Genomic DNA, 17,077 nt, shown 5'->3' with positions numbered 1-17,077 from the left:
GGCACGTCGGAAGGAGGCACTGGGTGATCGAGCTCGAGGGGGTTCCCGAGCTGATCGACCCGGTCATGGTGGCCGCGTTCGAGGGCTGGAACGATGCCGGCGACGCCGCCTCCACCGCGGTCGCGCATCTGGAGAAGGAGTGGAAGGGCGAGGTGTTCGCGGCGCTGGACGCCGAGGACTACTACGACTTCCAGGTGAACCGCCCCACGGTGTTCATGGACGCCGGCGTGCGCAAGATCACGTGGCCCACGACAAGGCTGTCGGTGGTGCGGGTCGGCGGCGAGAAACCGCGCGACCTGGTGCTGGTACGCGGGATCGAACCGTCCATGCGCTGGCGCTCGTTCTGCAACGAGCTCCTCGGCTTCGCGCACGAACTCGGTGTGGAGCTGGTGGTGATCCTGGGCGCCCTGCTCGGCGACACCCCGCACACCCGACCGGTTCCGATCAGTGGAACTACGTCCGACGCGGACCTGGCGCAGCGGATGGACCTGGAGGAGACCAAGTACGAGGGCCCCACGGGCATCGTCGGCGTCCTGCAGGAGGCGTGCACGCACGCGGGTGTGCCCGCGGTGTCGCTGTGGGCCGCCGTTCCCCACTACGTGTCGCAGCCGCCGAACCCGAAGGCGACGATGGCCCTCCTCAACCGCCTGGAGGACCTGATCGACGTGCGCATCCCACTGGGCGAGCTGCCCGAGGACGCGCGCGCCTGGCAGGTGGGCGTGGACCAGCTGGCCGCCGAGGACAGCGAGGTCGCCGAGTACGTGCAGACGCTTGAGGAGGCCCGGGACACCGCGGAGCTGCCGGAGGCATCGGGCGAGGCGATCGCCCGCGAGTTCGAGCGGTACCTGCGGCGCCGTGACGGCGGCGGCGGCCCCGGCGGGCACGCCACGGCGGACGGCGGCGAGGCCCCGCCGTTCCGGCGGGACAATCCCGGGGAGCGCACCCGGCCCCCGAAGCCGCCGAAGCCGAGCGCGGACACGGACGACGAGGATTCGTCGGAGGAGTAGCGCGAGGCAGGACTCAGCGCGACGACAAGGGGCGCCGCACCCGAGGGTGCGGCGCCCCTTGTCGTCGTCGTACGGCTCTCAGACCCGGCGTACGGCCACCGCGTCGTACTCGGTGTCCGGCTGCGGCTGCTCGACGTCGAAGCGCGCGTTGGGCAGGTAGATGCGCTCGCCCCAGGCCGCGGCCGTCGTCGGGATGCGGAAGCGCGGGTCCGTGATACGGGTGATCGCGGTGCCACGGGTGCCGTCGGCGTTCAGCCGGAACACGTCGATCGCGTTCTGCGCCTGTTGAACCGCATAGAGGGTGCGGCCGAGCAGCAGCAGTCCGTCGCCGTTCGGGAGCCGGGCCGTGCCGAGGTCGACGGCGCGGGCGGCGCCGGTGCGCGGGTCGACACGCATCAGACCGCCGCCGTCGGCGACCGTGTTGACCACGAGCAATGCGCTTCCGTCGGGCGTGCGCTCGATGCCGTTGGCGGTGAAGCCGTCGCCCTGCACCCAGTCGCCGCTCAGCGGCACGGTCTCCACGCCACAGGGCGTCCCGCGGCGGCCGAGCACCAGCTTGTAGAGCTTTGCCTGGTAGGTGTCGGTGAACCAGGCGGCTCCGGGGGTGAGGACGACGTCGTTCACGAAGGTGCCGCCGACGGCGTAGACCTGCTCGATCTCTCCCGTGCGGGCGTCGGCCGTGCGCAGTTCGCCGCTGTCCCCGCCGCTGAGGAAGAGCCTGCCGTACGGGTCGGCCTTCAGGCCGACGGTGGGGTGCCCGGCGCCGAGGCCCGTGCTGAGGACGGTGCCGCGGCCGGTGGCGAGGTCCGCCCGGTAGAGGTCGCCGTGTGCGAGAGAGCCGAAGTAGGCGTACGGCCGGGAGCCGATCGCGATGCCCTCGGGCTGCCAGCCGTTCGGCAGCGGGAAGGCGGCCGGCCACGCGGTTCGCTCGGTCGCGTGGGCGGTGCCGCCGAGCAGGGCCGCCGTGGAGAGCGCGGCGGTCGTGGTGAGGAGTCCGCGTCGTGTGAAGGGTCGTGCGAAGGAACGGTGCGCGGGTGCCACTGTGCGTCCTTCCGCGAGGAGTCGGCCCGGGGCCGACCACAGGGTCAACAGGCGCCCCACCCCATCACAGGACCGCCCGCCCTGACAGGTGTGCTTCCGGGCGGATCGCACCCATGGCCAGGGGCGGCTCCCTCCGGGAGGAAACCGCCCCTGCGCAGGGGTGTTTACAGGGCCACGCCCAGCAGGGCGTCCACGGTCCGGGAGACGACGCCGGGGGCGCCGATGTCGGTGCCGCCCTGTGCGTCCTGGAGGGCGACCCAGCGGTCCACGGCGGCGAGGGCCGTCGGGGCGTCGAGGTCGTCGGCGAGCGCCTCGCGGATCTCCTCGACGAGGGCGTCGGCGGACGGCCCGTCGGGCCGGGAGACCGCCGCGCGCCACCGTCCGAGCCGGGCCACCGCGTCCTGGAGCACCTGGTCGGTCCACTCCCAGTCGGACCGGTAGTGGTGGGCGAGCAGCGCGAGCCGGATGGCGGCGGGGTCGACGCCGTCGCGCCGCAGCTGGGACACGAAGACGAGGTTGCCCTTGGACTTGGACATCTTCTCGCCGTCGAGGGCGACCATGCCGGCGTGGACGTACGCCTTGGCCATGGGGAACTCGCCGGTCAGTGCCTGGGCGTGGGAGGCGCCCATCTCGTGGTGCGGGAAGGCGAGGTCGGAGCCGCCGCCCTGGATGTCGAAGCCCATGCCGAGGTGGTCGAGGGCGATGGCGACGCACTCGATGTGCCAGCCGGGCCGGCCGCGGCCGAGCGAGCCGCCGTCCCAGCTGGGCTCGCCCTCGCGGGCGGCCATCCACAGCATCGGGTCGAGCGGGTTCTTCTTGCCGGGGCGGTCGGGGTCGCCGCCGCGCTCGGCGGACAGCAGCCGCATGGCGGCGGCGTCCAGGCCGGAGACCTTGCCGAAGTGCGGGTCGGACTCGACGGAGAAGTAGACGTCGCCTTCGAGGTCGTAGGCGGCGCCGGCGTCACGCAGTCGTTCGACGAGCGGGACGATGCCGGGTATGGCCTCGACCGCGCCTATGTAGTGCTGCGGCGGGAGCATCCGCAGGGCGATCATGTCCTCGCGGAAGAGGGCCGTCTCCTTCTCGGCGAGGGCGACCCAGTCGACGCCGTCGCGCTGTGCCCGCTCCAGCAGCGGATCGTCGACGTCGGTGACGTTCTGGACGTAGTGGACCTGCCGCTTGGTGTCGAGCCACACGCGCTGCACGAGGTCGAACGCGTTGTACGTCGCCGCGTGTCCGATGTGGGTGGCGTCGTACGGGGTGATGCCGCAGACGTAGAGTCGGGCGACGGGACCGGGGTCGAGGGTGACCGAACCGCCGGTCGCGGTGTCGTGGATCCTCAGGTCGCGGCCCTGACCAGGCAGGGCGGGGACCTCGGAAGCGGGCCAGGCATGCATGTCATGAGCCTAACCGGACGGAACTTCCCGCTACGAACCGGAGCGGTCCGTATGGCCGGGAAGGCGCTCTTGTGGGATGCGGCCGGATGTGCAGGGCGGTGTTTTCCGGCCGCCGGTCAGACCGGCGGCCAGGGAATCGCCGGCCACTCCCCCGTGGGCTCCGGGTGCGTGCCGGACTCCAGCAGGGCGTCGACACGCGCGCGCGTGGCGTCGAGTTCCGCGGCCGTGATGAGGGGGGTCAGGCGGGTCGCCAGAGGCCCACTCCCCTCCAGTGCCGTCTTCAGGCCCTTGAGGGCCTGCACCGCCTCGCCCGTCAGGGGCTCCCCCGCCCAGCCCCACAACAGCGTCCGCAGCTTGTTCTCGGCGTTGAAGGTGACGCCGTGGTCGATGCCGTAGAGGTGGCCGTCGGGGGTGGGGAGCAGGTGGCCGCCCTTGCGGTCGGCGTTGTTGATCACGGCGTCGAGGACGGCCAGGCGCCGCAGCCGTTCGTCGTCGGCGTGGACGAGCAGGGCGGTTCTGCCCTCGCCGACCTCCGCCAAGCCGATCGCCTTCCAGCCGGGCTCCGGCTCCTCCCCGTCCACCAGGGCCAGCAGCTCGGCCTCGGCGGTCGCCTCGATCCACAGCTGGCACATGCCCTCGCCGTACGGCCCGTCGCGCAGCACGGTCGGCGGGACCAGCCCCCAGCCGGTCGCCGCGGAGACCTCGTACGCGGCGACCTCCCGCTGGGCGAGGGTCCCGTCGGGGAAGTCCCACAGCGGCCGTTCGCCGGCGACCGGCTTGTAGACGCAGGCCGCCTCCCGGCCCTCGTGGCTCACCGTGCAGTACAGGGCCGCGTTGGAGGCGTCGCGGATGCGTCCGCGCACGGTCAGCTCACCCCGCGCGAGCAACTCGGCGGGCGTCTCGTCGGCCGTCACGCTCCGCGGCGGTATCCGTTCTGGCGCGGACATACGTGTCCTTCCGGGTCGAGCGGCAGACTGCACAGCGGGCACGGCGGACGGCCGGCGTTGACGACGTCGAGGGCGCGCTTGGCGAACGCCCGGGCCTGGGCTCCGGTGAGCCGGACCCGCAGCATCGGGGGTCCGTTCTCCTCGTCCTGCAGGAGCCGCTCCTCGGCCTCGGCGAGGTCCTCCTCGGAGTCGGCGTCGAGTTCGACGAGGGCCTGGGCCTCGACGATCATGCGCTGCTCCTCGCCGTCCCAGGCGAGAGCCATGGTGCCGACCCGGAACTCCTCCTCGACGGGGGTGTCGAGGGGCTCCGTGTCGGCGACTTCGGTGGGTGCCACGGCGGGCACGGCGGCGCTGCCGCCACTACGGCGTACGACCTCGTCCAGCAGTTCGTCCATGCGCTCGGCGAGCGCGGCGACCTGGGTCTTCTCCAGGGCCACGCTGGTCACCCGGGGGCCGGCGACGGCCTGGAGGAAGAAGGTACGGCGCCCGGGCAGTCCGACCGTGCCGGCCACGAAGCGGTCCGGCGGGTCGTAGAGGAACACCTGACGGGACACGTCCTGTCTCCATGGGAATCGTGGGTCGACATCGACTTCGGGACCGACTGGCCGCGGGCCGCGTTCGGGTGCGGCGCTGTTGCGATCGCTTCACCCTACTGCGGCCGACGATCACGGTGCGCCCGCACCACCCCCTACTGGTGCGTCTTCGGACGGGGGCTCCTCTCGCGGCACCAGGGAGGCGAAGTCGCCCGTGTCCCCGAGCCGCAGGAGAAAGGGCCGCAGTCGGGTGTAACGGATCGCGGTGATGGAACACGGTTCAACGGAAATCCGCTGGAAGAGGTCGAGATGAAGTCCGAGTGCGTCCGCCACGAGCGACTTGATGATGTCGCCGTGCGAACACATCAGGTACACGGCGTCGGGGCCGTGATCGTGCTCCACGCGCGCGTTCCACTCGCGTACCGCCTCGGCGGCGCGGGTCTGCATGGCCCGCATCGACTCGCCGCCGGGGAAGGCGGCCGCGGACGGGTGCGCCTGGACGACCTGCATGAGGGGCTCGTCGTTGAGCTCGGCGAGCTTGCGTCCGGACCAGTCGCCGTACTGGCACTCCCCGATACGGTCGTCGGTGTGCACCCGCAGCCCGGGCCGGGCGTCGAGGAGCGGCTGCATGGTTTCCTGGCAGCGCTGCAGGGGGCTGGTGACGACCTCGGCGAGCGGCAGCTCGGCGAGCCGCCCGGGCAGGGCGGCGGCCTGCGCCGTCCCCCGCTCGTCGAGGGCGATGCCGGGCGTCCAGCCGGCGAGCACGCCCGAGGTGTTGGCGGTGGAACGTCCGTGCCGGACGAGGATCAGCGTGGGCATGCGGCCCAGCGTAGGCGTAGGACCGGGAACAGCGGCGGGCGGGCGAAGGGAGAAGGGGTTCTGTGATCGTCGACTGCGCCATCTATCGCGACGGGCACCGCGCGGAGGGTCCCGAGGACTTCTCGGACGCGCTGGCGGAGGCACGGGCCGCGGGCGGGTTCGTGTGGATCGGGCTGCACGAGCCCGGCGAGGAGGAGTTCGACCACGTCACCCAGGAGTTCCAACTGCATCCGCTGGCGGTCGAGGACGCCCTGAAGGCCCATCAGCGGCCCAAGCTGGAGGTGTACGACGACTCGCTGTTCCTGGTGCTGAAGCCGGTCGTGTACGAGCAGGAGAGCGACGCCGTCACCACCGGCGAGGTCATGGTCTTCCTCGGCGAGGGCTTCGTGGTGACCGTCCGGCACGGCGAGGGGACGCCGCTGGCGGCCGTACGGCGTCGGCTGGAGCAGGAGCCCGAGCTGCTGGCGAAGGGTCCGACGTCGGTGCTGTACGCGCTCAGCGACGCGGCCGTCGACCACTACCTGGAGGTGGCGGGCGAACTGCAGACCGACCTGGAGGAGCTGGAGACCGAGGTGTTCTCCCCGGACAGCGGTGGCTCACGGAACACCGCGTCGCGGATCTACACCTTCAAACGGCAGGTCCTGGAGTTCCGCCGGGCGACGGGCCCCCTGGCACTGCCCATGTCCCGGCTCGCGGGCACCGGCTCGTTCGGCGGGCCGGTGCCGTTCGTCGACGACAAGGCGCGGCCCTTCTTCGGGGACGTGAGCGACCATCTCACGCGCGTGAACGAGTCGGTGGAGGGCCTGGACCGGCTGGTGTCCGACATCCTGTCGGCGCATCTGGCGCAGATGAGCGTCCGCCAGAACGACGACATGCGGAAGATCTCCTCGTGGGCGGCCATGGCGGCGATCCCCACGATGATCGCGGGGATCTACGGCATGAACTTCGAGCACATGCCTGAGCTGCGCTGGGTGTGGTCGTACCCCGCGGTGATCGCGCTGATGGCCGCTCTGGAGGTGCTGCTGTACCGGATGTTCAAGCAGCGGGGCTGGCTCTGAGGGTTTTGAGTCAGGCGAACTCGGGAGCGGTGGTGGCGGGGCCGCCCAGGGCGTCACAGCGCTCCGGCATCCTCAGCGCGACCATGCGCCGCCAGCCCGCGAACCGCTCCCAGGCGTACATGGAGTGGATGCCGGCCGCGAGGAGTGCCGACTTGGCCTTCGGCCAGCCGAGGATGCGGCCCATGTGGTCCATGACGGCGAGGCTGACGTCCCGGTAGACGCGGATCTCGGCGAGCGCGCACTCGCGCAGGGTCCTCTGGATGAACCGGCCGTGTCCCGCGGCCGCGAAGCGCAGCAGTTCCTCGTGGGTGTAGGCGAGGTGGTTGTCCTCGTCGTTGGAGATCATCTTGACGGCCTTGCCGACGACCGGGTGGTCCCCGAAGTACTTCCGCAGCATCGTCATCTGCTCGGCGGCGCGCTGTTCGGTGACCCGGCTGTGGGACAGGTAGATGATGAGGTCCTGCACGGAGAGCGGGCGTTCGGCCTTGAGCTTCTCGTGGGCGAGCCCGATGCCGTGCTTCTCCAGGAGCATCGTGTAGTCGGTCTCGTGCGGCACGAGCACGGGCTGCAGGCCGCGCTTCTTGAGCAGGGCGTTGAAGATCCGCCCGTGCTTGTCCTCGTCGGCGCCGTGGCGGGTGATCTTGGGAGCGAGGGCGCGTTCGCTCTCGGGGACGAGCGCGGCGATCCGGGCGTTCTCCCATCCGCCCTGACTCTCCCCGCTGGCGGCGATGGAGCAGAAGAGCCGGAAGGACTCGTCGTCGTCGAGGATCTCCTGGAACAGACTCTTGGCCGAAAGCATCGTGGGCACCTCTCCGCAGGATTCCGCAGGATTCCGCAGAGAACGAGTCAAATGCCGCGCGAGGGGCACTGCAACAGCTGTGTCGGACAACTCCGCCAAAAGGAGGACCACCGGGGTCACGACGGAGGCGTAACCGCGCGCGCCGCGGCGCGTTGTTCCTCGTGACGGCCGTGGCGGGGAAGACCCCCGAGCCCCCACCACGGCCGCTGAGACCTGTTACGCCAACCCGGCCCGCTCCAGGGCCTCCGCGCCGGCGCGCAGGGAGGCGAGCCGCTCCTCCAGCGTGAAGCCGGCGGGGGCGAGGCTGAGGGTGGTGACGCCGGCCGCCGCGTAGGCCTTCATCCGGTCGGCGATGCGCTCCACGGAACCGAGCAGCGTGGTGCTGTCGATGAGGTCCTGCGGAATGGCGGCCGCGGCGCCCTGCTTGTCGCCGGAGAGGTACTTCTCCTGGATCTCGGCGGCCTCCCGCTCGTACCCCATGCGCTGGGCGAGCTTGTTGTAGAAGTTCTGCTTGCTGCTGCCCATGCCGCCGACGTACAGGGCGGTGTAGGGGCGGAAGGTGTCGGCGAGCCGGGCGATGTCCTTGTCGTCGCCGACGGCGAGCGGCAGGGTCGGGCAGATGTCGAACCCGTCGAGGGTCTTGCCGGCCTTCTCACGGCCCGCCCTCAGGTGCTTGATCGTGGTGTCCTCGAGGTGGTCGGCCGAGGGGAAGATGAGCAGGGCGCCGTCGGCGATCTCGCCGGTCTGCTCCAGGTTCTTCGGCCCGATGGCGGCGATGTACAGCGGGATGTGCTCGCGCTGCGGGTGCACGGTCAGCTTGATGGGCTTGCCGGGGCCGCCGGGCAGCGGCAGCGTCCAGTGCTCGCCCTCGTACGACAGGCGCTCCCGCGTCATCGCCTTGCGCACGATCTCGACGTACTCGCGCGTGCGGGACAGCGGCTTGTCGAACTTGACGCCGTACCAGCCCTCGGAGACCTGGGGTCCGGAGACGCCGAGGCCGAGGCGGAAGCGGCCGCCGGAGAGCGAGTCGAGGGTCGCGGCGGTCATCGCGGTCATCGCGGGCTGCCGGGCCGGGATCTGGAAGATGGCGGAGCCGACGTCGATCCGCTCGGTCTGCGCGGCGACCCAGCTGAGTACGGTGGCCGCGTCCGACCCGTAGGCCTCGGCGGCCCAGCACACGGCGTACCCGAGCCGGTCCGCCTCCTGGGCCACGGCGAGGTTGTCCGCGTCCATTCCGGCGCCCCAGTAGCCGAGGTTGATCCCGAGCTGCATGGCCCATTCCCCTTTTACTGATCAGTAATGTCCCTGTCGCGGAGACCTTAGCGCGGGGGTGGGCGGCAAGGACGGGGATGTGGTGAGGGTCGCGTACCGGGGTGGGGGCGGTGAGGGCCGCGGGGTGGCCGACGGAGGGGTCGACGCGGGCCGATGCTTCGGTCGGAGGGCGTCGGCGTCCGGTCGCGGGGGCCTGGAAATCGGTCATCCACAGGCAGCCCACGTCCTGGTCCTGGCCAGTAGTGTCGGCTGACATGGAGCAGAGGCATCTCGGTCGTACCGGCCTGCGTGTGTCCCGCATCGGGCTCGGCACCCTGATGTGGGGCCGTGACACCGACGAGCACGACGCGGCGGACCTCTTGAAGACGTTCTGGGAAGCGGGCGGGACCCTGGTCGACACGGCGGACGCGTACGGCGACGGAGAGGCCGAGTATCTGCTCGGACGCCTCATAGAAGGCCTCGTGCCCCGGCGCGACCTCGTCATCTCCACGAAGGCGGGCAGCGTGCCCGATCCCGACCGGCGCTTCGACGGCTCCCGCGGCCATCTGCTCGCCGCGCTCGACGCCTCGCTGGCCCGCCTCGGCACGGACTACGTCGACCTGTGGCAGTTGCACGTCTACGACCCCGAGACCCCGCTGGAGGAGAGCCTTCAGGCCCTCGACCTGGCGGTCTCCAGCGGCCGCGCGCGCTACGTCGGCGTCTCCAACTTCTCCGGCTGGCAGCTCGCCAAGGCGGCGACCTGGCAGTTGGCGGCGCCGGGTGCCCGGACACGGCTGGCGGGGACGCAGTTGGAGTACTCGCTGCTGCAGCGCGGGGTGGAGCGCGAGGTGCTGCCCGCCGCGCTGGACCTGGGCATCGGGCTGCTGCCCTCCTCGCCGCTCGGCCGCGGGGTGCTCACCGGCAAGTACCGCGACGCCACACCGTCCGACTCCCGCGGTGCGTCCGAGCACTTCGCCCCGTTCGTCGCGCCGTACCTCGACGACGCCGCGAGCCGGATCGTGGACGCGGTGACGACCGCCGCCGACGGGCTCGCGGTGACGCCGCTGCAGGTGGCGCTCGCCTGGGTCCGCGACCGGCCCGGGGTGGCCGCGCCCATCGTCGGGGCGCGCAACGCGCAGCAGCTCACGGCGGCGTTGTCAGTGGAGAGCCTTAGTCTTCCTGACGAGATCTGCCGGGCGCTCGACGACGTGTCGGCGCCCGTGCACCGCTATCCCGATCACGACTGGAGCACGCTGTGAGCACGGAGCCGGAGACCACGGAGAACACCGAACCGGGGCCCCCGGAGGCGGAGAACTCCGCCCAGACCGACACGGGGGTGGCGGCCGGCCAGGATCCGGGGGCGGAAGGCACGGCGGGAGCGGAAGGCACGGCTGATGCCGGGGACGTGGTGAAGGGCGCCGAGGGGGAAGCGGGGCGGAACGCCGGGGGCTCAGCCGAGGCCGGTGACTCGGCCAGGGCTGGTGATTCGGTCGGGAGCGACGACGAGAGCGTAGGCGCAGGGGCCGAAGGCGAGGCCGGCGGCGGTGACATGGCGACCGGGGGGCAGGCTTCAGAGACCGAGACCGAGACCGAGGCTGCTGACGGCGATGGCCGGGCGCCCAGCGCACAGGCGTCGGAGGCCCAAGCCACCGACAGCGGCGCCGAGACGGCCGAGGCAGGCGGCGGCCAGGACGAGACGGCCGAGGCAGGCGGCGGCCAGGACGAGACGGCCGGGGCCCACGCGTCGCAGGCCGAAGGCGGTGACGGTGACGCGGGTGGGGCTCAGCAGTCTGAAGCCGAGGCTGAGCTTGCGGCGCAGCGGGTGGAGCGGGAGCGGATCGAGCGGCGGAAGGCGGAGAGGAAGGGGCCCGTCGCCAGCGGCGGCAAGCTGAGCGGCAAGGCCGCCGATCTGCTCGCGGCGATCAGGGCCGTGGAGAGCGGCGAGAAGCCCGCGGCCACCGTCTTCGCCGAGCCGGAGGCCTCCCCGCGCCGCCCCGCCGCCGAGCCCGTACGGCGCCCGCAGCCCCTGCCCGTCCCGGCCGCCGACGTGCCCGCGGGTCCCGCCCCGGAGACGGTCGCGGCCGTCCGTGGCGTACTGGTCGGCGGTGGTGCGCCCGAGGCGCTGGCCCCGCAGGTCGCCGCGGTGCTCGGCGAGGGCGCGGAGGACGTGCTGCGGGCGGACCCCTGGCAGTTGCTGCGGGTCGGCGGGGTACGGCCCGAGCAGGCCGACGGGTTCGCGCGGGCCCTGCTCGGCGCGGAGTGCGGCCCGGACGACGAACGGCGCGGCCGCGCGGTCACGGTCTGGCTCCTGGAGCAGGCGGCGTTCGCCGGGCACACCGCCCTGGAGATGCCGACGCTCACCGCGGCACTGGCCCAGCGGGGTGTTCCCGATCCCGACGCGGCCGTACAGAGCACCATCGCCGAAGGCGAGGCGCTGGTCTTCCAGGACGCCCTGGAGGAGCCGGGAGCACCGGCACCCGCCCCGCCCCCGCAGCAGGAAAGCGCCGAGGAGTACGAGGAGGAGAGTGCCCGTCCGGTGCGTGTCCTCGTCGGTCTCGAGCGGTACGCACTCGCCGAGGAGAGCCTCGCCGACGGTCTGGCCCGCGTGGTCAACTCCCTGGCCAAGGACGCCTCGACACCGTGGGAGTCGGTCGTCGCGTCGGCCTCGGGCAGCGCGGGCGAGTTGATCCGTGCCGTCGCCGGTCACGGCCTCGTGCTGCACACCGGCGCGGAGGCGTCCCGCGCGGAGCCGGCGGCTCTGCTCACCGCGGCCCGGGCCCTGGGCCTGCGGGCCGTCGCGGCCACCCACACGCCCGACGGCCGACGCCGCTTCACGGACCTGCTCGCGAGGGCCGAGGGCGGAAGCCGGGGCGCGGAAACGGGCGACAGGCCCAGCGGGGTGGAAGGCCGCACGGCCGACGCCGCCAAGGCGGGCCCGGGCTCGCCGGCCGGCATGGGCCCGGGCGCGACGGAAAGCCCCGCGCCCGGCTCCGAGGACGACAGCCGGGGCGCCGGACCGAGCGCTCCGAGCCACGCCTCCTCCCCCGCCGTCGTCACCGTCTCCGGCCTCCTCTCCGGCGCCGAAGGTCCCGGTCGGGACGCCGACGGGGCGCTGGACCTGGACCTCCTGGTCGTGCTGGACGCGCCGCAGCTGGACGTGGAGAGCGCGGCGATGGTCGTGGAGTCGCTGCCCGACGGGGCACGGCTGGTGCTGAGCGGCGACCCGGCGGTGCTGTGGTCGGCCGGTCCGGGGCGGGTCTTCGCCGACCTGCTGGCCGCGCGGGTGTGCCCGCAGGTCGCCTCGCGCACCCCGGACCCGGGCCCGCTGGGCGAGCTCGTCTCGGGTGTGGGCGTCGGCGAGCTCAACCAGGTCGACGCCCCGGGCAAGGAGATCGTGATCGTGCCGGTGCGGGACCCGGGCGAAGCCGTGCACCGCACCGTGCAGCTCGTCGCGGACTCGGTGCCACGCGCCCTCGGTGTCCCGCCCGAGCAGACGGTGGTGATCACCCCGGGCCACGGCGGCGCGGCCGGGACGCGCGCGCTGAACACCGCCCTCAAGGAACGGCTCAACCCCGGTCCCGGCCGCTTCGGCGGGTTCGACCCCGGCGACCGGATCTCCTACTCCCCCGCGCCGGGACGTACGCTCCCGGGCCACGTGGTGAAGGCCGACGCCGAGGGGCTGCACCTGTCGTGCGCGGGCGCGGCCGTCGTCGTACCGAAGGAGCGGGTGGAGCAGTCCCTCCGGCACGGGTGGGCGCTGACCGCGCACCAGGCAGTGGGCAACCGGTGGCCCGCGGCAGTCGTGGTGCTCCCCGGCGACGCGGCGCAGACGCTCAGCCGCCCGTGGGTGTACACGGCGTTCGGCCGGGCGGAGCGCCATCTGTCGGTCGTCCACGGCGTGGAACAGGCCCTTCCGAGGGCTGTCGCCGAGGTCCCGGCCAAGCCCCGCACGACTCGCCTGCCCGTACTGCTCAGGACACAGGTGCCGGCGGCGGGCTGAGCCGCAGGCCGACGTCAACCGCGACGACGACGACGGCGGCGGTACGGGGAGCCGGGCTCCCCGTACCGCCGCCGTCGTCGTCGTTGCGTTTTCCCCGCTGCGGCTGGCGTTAGCGGTCCGCGTCCAGGGGTTCCAGATCCTCGTCCTCGTCCAGTTCGGCGTCCAGGTCCGCTTCCACTTCGTCCTCGATGTCGTCGGGGTCGTCGTCCCCCTCGTCGTCGAGGTCGTCGTCGAAGACCGCGCTGACGTCGAAGCGGCAGACCACCTGCTGTGGGTCGACCTGGTCGAACGGCGCCTCCAGCCACTCGCCGGGGTCGGCCGTCTCGTCCGCGGCCGTCACCCAGAGCGTGGAGTCGCCCTCCTCCAGACCGAACTCCTTGTGCCGGGAGGCGATTTCGTCCGGTTCGAACTCGCCGAAGAGGAGGCCAAGCGCGCCGTGCACCGTGCCGGCGATCCCCGCGCCCCTGCCCTCGTCGTCCGCCGCCTCGATCCGTTGGGCCTGCGCCAGCAGCCGCTGCGGCTCCACCACGGAGTAGTCGCGGCGGATCAGCACGCTCAGCGCGTTCGGTTCCTCGGGACCCGTGTACGGCGGCAGCGAGTCCTCCGCACCGGGGATCTCGAAGGGGGTGACCTCGTCGTAGCGGTCGTAGAGCAGTTCGTCGTACACCTCTGCGGCCGCGGCCAGCTGGTTGAACGCCTCGTAGACGGCCGGGTCGTCCTCCCCCGACCTGCGTTCGACCGCGGCCAGGTGGCGGTCGAGCGCGGTCTTGACCGCCTCGGCGGCGGCTCGTACCTCGGCAGCGGTGGGCTGCGCAGCATCAGACATAGTGCAGACGCTATCCGTACCGGGCCCCAGCCCGCACAATAGATGCGATGCCGGAATACGAATTTGTCGACGTGTACGTGCCGCGCGGGGTCTCCCGCAAGGAAACGGCACGCCTGCTGACGGACCACGCAGAGTACGGAAACTGGGAGTTGTACCGCCTGAGCCTGATGCGCGACGGCAGCCGCAGGGTGCGGTTGCGCCGGAGGATCATCCGTCAGGCGCGCGCCACGTGGTGAGGTGAGAGGGACCGAGACGGAGCGGGCCCCATGTCGTCGGGGCCCGCTCCGTTGTGCGCGTGCGCACGTAAGCCGTTACGCCGAGGCCCGGGCCCTGCGGTAGAGGACCGCACCCGCGAGCAGCGCTCCGGCGCCCGCCGGCAGGGTGAGGCCGAGCGGCAGCTCGCTGCCGGTCGCCGCGAGCTGCGCGGCGCCCGCCGGTCCGTCGACGGACTGGGTGCCCGGCTGGTTGCCGTGCGAGCCGCCCGGGCGCTCACCGCCCGGGGTGGACGGCGTACCCGGCTTGCCGGGCTGCTCGGGGTTGCCCGGCTGGCCCGGGTTGCCCGGCTGGCCCGGGTTGCCCGGGTTGCCCGGCTGCCCCGGATTGCCCGGGTGGCCCGGCTGACCAGGGTTGCCCGGGTTGCCCGGCTGCCCCGGATTGCCCGGGTGGCCCGGCTGACCAGGGTTGCCCGGCTGGCCCGGATTTCCGGGCGGGGTGGTCCCGTGACCGCCGTTCGGCGGGGTCGTGTGCCCGCCGCCGTTGGCGCAGTCGTCGCCCACGGCCGTGTTGCCGAGTCCGATGACGCTGACGCTGTTGCCGCAGGCGTTCACCGGCACGTCGACGGGCGCCTCGACGTGGTTGCCCGAACCGACGCCGGGCGAGCCCCCGGTGTGCCCGCCCGCGTGCGAGCCCCCGGAGCCGCCGTGACCGCCGTACCCGCCCGAGTCGCCGTACCCGCCCGACCCGCGACCGGTGTTGGCGCAGGTGTTGTCCGCCGCGGCGTTGCCGACGCCGATGACGTTGACACTGTTGCCGCAGGCGTTGACCGGCGCGTCGACCGGTGCCTGAATGGTGTTGCCCGACGCGACGCCGGGCGAGCCACCGGTGTGCCCGCTCACGTGCGAACCGCCGTGGCCGCCGTGGCCGCCGGAGTGCCCGTACCCGCTCGACGCGCCGCCGCCGCCGGTGTTGGCGCACTTGTTGCCCACCGCGGGGTTGAGGAGCCCGACGACGTCCACGGTGTTGCCGCAGACGTTCACCGGCACGTGCACCGGCGCCTGCACCGTGTTGCCGGACGCCACCCCCGGCGAGTTGCCGGCGTAGCCGCTCGCACCCGAGTCGGCGTGGGCGTAACCGCCGGCGGCGGCGATGACGCCGGTCGCGGCCGCCACCGTCATGAGGCCTTTGCGGGTGACCTGTCGCATTGCTGAATCCCTGCCTTCGACCATGTCTCGAATTCTTGCCACGAATCTTCTGTCGCGATTTCTGGATTCCGGCCCGGAGCGGTTCCGGAATTGTTCGCGAAAAGACCGGTCGGCCCCGGAGCGCATGGCGCGCGCTCCAGGGCCGACCCAGTGGACGCCCCCCTAGAGGGTCGACGTCACTTGTTGATGCAGGTGTTGCCGAAGGTGGGGTTCAGCAGACCGATCACGGAGACCGTGTTGCCGCACGCGTTCACCGGGACGTGCACGGGCACCTGAACAACGTTGCCGGACACGACGCCCGGGGAGTGCACGGCGGCACCCTGGGCTCCGGAGTCGGCGACGGCCAGGCCCGCACCCGCGAGAACCAGACCACCGGTGGCAGCCGCAGCGGCGACGATCTTCTTGATCATTATTCCTCCTTGGTAGGTAAAAGCGATCCCAGATTGCTGATCGCATGACCTGTAACGAGGAGGAAGTAATGAGGCTACGAGCTTATGGTCGCATTCACTCTTCCCAGTCGGTTCCGGACGTGCGAGCGAATATGTCAGGACGCGTCGATGAACCGGTCGAGCACCCGTACGCCGAACTTCAGACCGTCCACCGGAACCCGCTCGTCGACACCGTGGAACATGCCCGCGAAGTCCAGCTCCGGCGGCAGCTTCAGCGGCGCGAAGCCGAAGCCGCGGATGCCGAGGTCGTCGAAGGACTTCGCGTCCGTGCCGCCGGAGAGCATGTAGGGGATGGCCTTCGCGGCCGGGTCCTCGGCGAGCAGCGCGGACTGCATGGCGTCCACAAGGGCCCCGTCGAAGGTGGTCTCGACGGCCTTGTCGGCGTGCACGTCCTCCCGGCGCACCTTCGGGCCGAGGATCCGGTCGAGGTCCGCGAGGAACTCCTCCTCGAACCCGGGCAGGAAGCGGCCGTCGACGTGCGCGGTGGCCTCGCCGGGGATGACGTTGACCTTGTAACCGGCGCCGAGCTGGGTGGGGTTGGCCGTGTTGCTCAGGGTCGCGCCGATGAGCTTGGCGATACCGCCGAGCCTGGCGAGCGTGCCCTCCATGTCCTCGGGGTCGAGTTCGGTGCCGAGCGCGTCGCCGAGTTCGTCCAGGAAGGCCCGGGTGGTCTTGGTGACCCGCACCGGGAACTTGTGGCGTCCGAGCCGTGCCACGGCCTCCGACAGCTCCGTGATGGCGTTGTCCCGGTGGATCATCGATCCGTGTCCGGCCGTGCCGGCCACGGTGAGCTTCATCCAGTGCATGCCCTTCTCGGCCGTCTGGATCAGGTAGAGCCGCCGCTGCTCGCTCACGGTGAACGAGAACCCGCCCACCTCGCTGATCGCCTCGGTGACGCCGTCGAAGAGGTCCCGGTGGTGGTCGACGAGGTACCGGGCGCCGAACTTCCCGCCCGCCTCCTCGTCCGCGAGGAAGGCGAGGACGATGTCGCGCGGGGGCCTGCGCCCGCTGCGCAGCCGGTCGCGGACGACCGCCAGGGTCATCGCGTCCATGTCCTTCATGTCGACGGCGCCGCGCCCCCAGACGCACCCGTCGGCGACCTCGCCCGAGAAGGGGTGGTGGGTCCAGTCGTCCGCGTTGGCCGGTACGACGTCGGTGTGTCCGTGGATGAGCAGCGCGGGCCTGGAGGGGTCCTCGCCCTGGATGCGGGCCACGGTGGAGGCGCGGCCCGGGTGCGACTCGAAGATCTGCGGTTCGAGGCCCACCTCGGCGAGCTTCTCGGCGACGTACTCGGCCGCCTTGCGCTCGCCGGGGCCCGAGTGGTCGCCGTAGTTGCTGGTGTCGATCCGGATCAGCTCGCGGCAGAGGTCCACGACCTCGTCCTCGCCGGTGACGGTCCTGGCCGTGTCCTTCTCGCTCACGCTGATTCCTCCCGCTGTCACTGCTGGTCGGTCTCCGTCATCCTCTCTCTCCGCCCGGCCCGGCCCCAAGACCGGTCCCGGCCCGTCACACGCCGTTCACGCGACGAACGG

16 protein-coding genes are annotated in these 17,077 nt (G+C 72.2%); 5 read left to right on the top strand and 11 right to left on the bottom strand.

From position 1 onward, the window contains the following. Positions 1-23: 23 nt before the first annotated feature. Complete coding sequence (locus ACGFNV_RS25635) at positions 24-1,007, top strand: PAC2 family protein (RefSeq protein ID WP_393625336.1); 984 nt, start codon at positions 24-26, stop codon at positions 1,005-1,007. A gap of 78 nt (positions 1,008-1,085) precedes the next feature. Here the strand turns inward: ACGFNV_RS25635 and ACGFNV_RS25630 are convergent, their stop codons facing one another. The 5 genes from ACGFNV_RS25630 to ACGFNV_RS25610 form a co-directional block, all read right to left on the bottom strand. Further along, positions 1,086-2,048 carry a superoxide dismutase gene (locus ACGFNV_RS25630; RefSeq protein WP_393625335.1) on the bottom strand — a complete coding sequence of 321 codons (963 nt, stop codon included), beginning with the start codon at positions 2,046-2,048 and terminating at the stop codon, positions 1,086-1,088. 164 nt (positions 2,049-2,212) lie between these two features. Beyond that, the gene (gene mshC / locus ACGFNV_RS25625; RefSeq protein ID WP_393625334.1) at positions 2,213-3,442 is read right to left on the bottom strand and encodes a cysteine--1-D-myo-inosityl 2-amino-2-deoxy-alpha-D-glucopyranoside ligase; all 1,230 of its coding nucleotides are present in this window, start codon (positions 3,440-3,442) and stop codon (positions 2,213-2,215) included. 116 nt (positions 3,443-3,558) lie between these two features. Continuing rightward, positions 3,559-4,389: an SCO1664 family protein gene (locus ACGFNV_RS25620; RefSeq protein WP_393625333.1), complete on the bottom strand. Its 831-nt coding sequence runs from the start codon at positions 4,387-4,389 to the stop codon at positions 3,559-3,561. Further along, on the bottom strand, positions 4,353-4,943 hold the full coding sequence (locus ACGFNV_RS25615) for a DUF3090 domain-containing protein (RefSeq protein ID WP_133929340.1): 591 nt from the start codon (positions 4,941-4,943) through the stop codon (positions 4,353-4,355). Before ACGFNV_RS25615 ends, ACGFNV_RS25620 begins: the two co-directional genes overlap by 37 nt. A gap of 111 nt (positions 4,944-5,054) precedes the next feature. Continuing rightward, positions 5,055-5,741 (bottom strand): histidine phosphatase family protein, encoded by a 687-nt coding sequence (locus tag ACGFNV_RS25610; protein WP_393625332.1) that lies wholly within the window; start codon positions 5,739-5,741, stop codon positions 5,055-5,057. A gap of 62 nt (positions 5,742-5,803) precedes the next feature. On the opposite strand from ACGFNV_RS25610, the gene corA reads away from it, so the two are divergent. Beyond that, on the top strand, positions 5,804-6,799 hold the full coding sequence (gene corA, locus ACGFNV_RS25605) for a magnesium/cobalt transporter CorA (RefSeq protein ID WP_393625331.1): 996 nt from the start codon (positions 5,804-5,806) through the stop codon (positions 6,797-6,799). A 10-nt stretch (positions 6,800-6,809) separates the two neighbouring features. On the opposite strand, the gene ACGFNV_RS25600 is transcribed toward corA, so the two are convergent. Together ACGFNV_RS25600 and ACGFNV_RS25595 are read right to left on the bottom strand one after the other, a co-directional pair. Then, a complete protein-coding gene (locus tag ACGFNV_RS25600) occupies positions 6,810-7,598 on the bottom strand; it encodes a ferritin-like domain-containing protein (protein WP_393625330.1) in 789 nt (262 codons plus the stop codon). A gap of 216 nt (positions 7,599-7,814) precedes the next feature. Beyond that, positions 7,815-8,870, bottom strand: coding sequence for an LLM class F420-dependent oxidoreductase (locus ACGFNV_RS25595; protein WP_393625329.1), 1,056 nt, complete (start codon positions 8,868-8,870; stop codon positions 7,815-7,817). A 254-nt stretch (positions 8,871-9,124) separates the two neighbouring features. Between ACGFNV_RS25595 and ACGFNV_RS25590 the strand changes: the two genes are divergently transcribed. Then, on the top strand, positions 9,125-10,108 hold the full coding sequence (locus tag ACGFNV_RS25590) for an aldo/keto reductase (RefSeq protein ID WP_133929335.1): 984 nt from the start codon (positions 9,125-9,127) through the stop codon (positions 10,106-10,108). A gap of 290 nt (positions 10,109-10,398) precedes the next feature. Further along, the gene (locus ACGFNV_RS25585; RefSeq protein ID WP_393625659.1) at positions 10,399-12,849 is read left to right on the top strand and encodes a helix-hairpin-helix domain-containing protein; all 2,451 of its coding nucleotides are present in this window, start codon (positions 10,399-10,401) and stop codon (positions 12,847-12,849) included. 109 nt (positions 12,850-12,958) lie between these two features. Here the strand turns inward: ACGFNV_RS25585 and ACGFNV_RS25580 are convergent, their stop codons facing one another. Then, positions 12,959-13,675, bottom strand: coding sequence for a hypothetical protein (locus ACGFNV_RS25580; RefSeq protein ID WP_393625328.1), 717 nt, complete (start codon positions 13,673-13,675; stop codon positions 12,959-12,961). Positions 13,676-13,722: 47 nt separating this feature from the next. On the opposite strand from ACGFNV_RS25580, the gene ACGFNV_RS25575 reads away from it, so the two are divergent. Then, positions 13,723-13,911: a DUF5703 family protein gene (locus ACGFNV_RS25575; RefSeq protein ID WP_393625327.1), complete on the top strand. Its 189-nt coding sequence runs from the start codon at positions 13,723-13,725 to the stop codon at positions 13,909-13,911. A gap of 75 nt (positions 13,912-13,986) precedes the next feature. On the opposite strand, the gene ACGFNV_RS25570 is transcribed toward ACGFNV_RS25575, so the two are convergent. The 3 genes from ACGFNV_RS25570 to ACGFNV_RS25560 form a co-directional block, all read right to left on the bottom strand. Next, positions 13,987-15,096 carry a chaplin family protein gene (locus ACGFNV_RS25570; protein ID WP_393625326.1) on the bottom strand — a complete coding sequence of 370 codons (1,110 nt, stop codon included), beginning with the start codon at positions 15,094-15,096 and terminating at the stop codon, positions 13,987-13,989. Positions 15,097-15,272: 176 nt separating this feature from the next. Continuing rightward, positions 15,273-15,506, bottom strand: a complete 234-nt coding sequence (gene chpH, locus ACGFNV_RS25565; protein ID WP_393625325.1) for a chaplin ChpH — start codon at positions 15,504-15,506, stop codon at positions 15,273-15,275. A gap of 134 nt (positions 15,507-15,640) precedes the next feature. Continuing rightward, a complete protein-coding gene (locus ACGFNV_RS25560; RefSeq protein ID WP_393625324.1) occupies positions 15,641-16,966 on the bottom strand; it encodes a M20/M25/M40 family metallo-hydrolase in 1,326 nt (441 codons plus the stop codon). Positions 16,967-17,077: the final 111 nt, after the last annotated feature.

Origin of the sequence: Streptomyces sp. NPDC048751 (assembly GCF_043198595.1) — a bacterium.
Lineage (GTDB): Bacteria > Actinomycetota > Actinomycetes > Streptomycetales > Streptomycetaceae > Streptomyces.
The sequence above is the reverse complement of the archived record's forward strand: the minus strand, read 5'-3'. Positions and strand labels throughout refer to the sequence as shown.

What these genes read in the sequence shown, in the direction of transcription:
- mshC (WP_393625334.1), bottom strand. Translation starts at nt 3,442, where the DNA reads ATGCATGCCTGGCCCGCTTCCGAGGTCCCCGCCCTGCCTGGTCAGGGC.
- ACGFNV_RS25620 (WP_393625333.1), bottom strand. Translation starts at nt 4,389, where the DNA reads ATGTCCGCGCCAGAACGGATACCGCCGCGGAGCGTGACGGCCGACGAG.
- ACGFNV_RS25610 (WP_393625332.1), bottom strand. Translation starts at nt 5,741, where the DNA reads ATGCCCACGCTGATCCTCGTCCGGCACGGACGTTCCACCGCCAACACC.
- ACGFNV_RS25600 (WP_393625330.1), bottom strand. Translation starts at nt 7,598, where the DNA reads ATGCTTTCGGCCAAGAGTCTGTTCCAGGAGATCCTCGACGACGACGAG.
- ACGFNV_RS25595 (WP_393625329.1), bottom strand. Translation starts at nt 8,870, where the DNA reads ATGCAGCTCGGGATCAACCTCGGCTACTGGGGCGCCGGAATGGACGCG.
- ACGFNV_RS25590 (WP_133929335.1), top strand. Translation starts at nt 9,125, where the DNA reads ATGGAGCAGAGGCATCTCGGTCGTACCGGCCTGCGTGTGTCCCGCATC.
- ACGFNV_RS25585 (WP_393625659.1), top strand. Translation starts at nt 10,399, where the DNA reads ATGGCGACCGGGGGGCAGGCTTCAGAGACCGAGACCGAGACCGAGGCT.
- ACGFNV_RS25580 (WP_393625328.1), bottom strand. Translation starts at nt 13,675, where the DNA reads ATGTCTGATGCTGCGCAGCCCACCGCTGCCGAGGTACGAGCCGCCGCC.
- ACGFNV_RS25575 (WP_393625327.1), top strand. Translation starts at nt 13,723, where the DNA reads ATGCCGGAATACGAATTTGTCGACGTGTACGTGCCGCGCGGGGTCTCC.
- ACGFNV_RS25570 (WP_393625326.1), bottom strand. Translation starts at nt 15,096, where the DNA reads ATGCGACAGGTCACCCGCAAAGGCCTCATGACGGTGGCGGCCGCGACC.
- chpH (WP_393625325.1), bottom strand. Translation starts at nt 15,506, where the DNA reads ATGATCAAGAAGATCGTCGCCGCTGCGGCTGCCACCGGTGGTCTGGTT.